The 1,205-nt window shown below is 67.1% G+C and carries 1 pseudogene; it reads left to right on the top strand.

Annotated features, from left to right (window positions below):
* Positions 1-15: 15 nt before the first annotated feature.
* Positions 16-1,205, top strand: a pseudogene (locus ABZ624_RS43140) (IS701 family transposase); the annotation flags it as partial.

Raw genomic sequence — 1,205 nt, forward strand, 5'->3', positions numbered from 1 at the left:
TCTCGTTGTCCGGTCGTGGAGGGAATTGCTGAAGTCGAGGGCTGGGCTGGGGAGTTGGAGTCCATCTTCGCTCGGGTGGCGGGCCGGTTCGGTCGGCGGATCTGCGGTGGCGGATGCGGGACTATGTCCGCGGCCTGCTGGCGCCGGTGGGCCGCAAGAACGGCTGGCAACTGGCCGAGTACGCAGGACATCGTGACCCTGCTGGGCTGCAGCATCTGCTCAACGGTGCCCGCTGGGACGCCGATGCCGTGCGATTCGACCTGCGGGAGTACGTCGGGCAACAGCTCGGCCCGGACGGAGTGCTGATCATCGATGACACCGGGTTCATCAAGAAGGGCACCACGTCGGCCGGGGTGTCCCGGCAATACACCGGCACTTCCGGAAAGATCGACAACTGCCAGATCGGTGTCTTCGCGGCCTACGCCACCGACCGCGGGCGAGCCCTGGTAGACCGTGAGCTCTACCTGCCCAAGTGCTGGACCAAGGATCGAGAGCGGTGCCGGGAGGCAAAGATCCCCGACGACCGCACCTTCGCGACCAAAGGCGAGCTGGCCAGGGGACTGGTCCGCCGCTGCATCACCGCAGGCCTGCCCGCCGCATGGGTGACCGCCGATGAGGCCTACGGACAGGACTGGTCCTTCCGCCGCCTGCTCGAACAGATCGGCGTCGGATATGTCGTGGCGGTGCCGAAGTCCCAGCAGATCAAGTCCCTTGCCGGCATCTGGCGCATCGACCAGCTGATCGAGGAAGCACCCGCCGACGCCTGGCAGACCCTGGCCTGCGGCGACGGGGCCAAGGGCCCGCGCGTCTACGACTGGGTCGCGGCCAAACTGCCTGCCAACCTGATCTTCGACCCCGATCCACCTACCCATCACCGCTGGGTGATGGCCGCCGCAGCCTGTCCGACCCCAGCGAGCTCGCCTACTACCTCGCCTACGCACCCGTCGGCGTCGAGGTCGGTGAACTGGCCCGCGTTGCCGGCTCACGCTGGGCCATCGAGGAATGCTTTCAGGCCGCGAAGAACCAGTGCGGCCTGGACGAATACGAAGTCCGACGCTACGTGGGCTGGTATCGCCACATCACCCTGGCCATGCTCGCCCACGCCTTCCTCGCCGTCCTCGCAGCCCAGGCCCAGGACACCATAAAGGGGGCGGCAGAAACGACACCACCAGCCTCATTCCCCTCACCGTGGCAGAGATCCGGCG

Origin of the sequence: Streptomyces sp. NPDC007205 (genome assembly GCF_040634095.1) — a bacterium.
GTDB lineage: Bacteria > Actinomycetota > Actinomycetes > Streptomycetales > Streptomycetaceae > Streptomyces.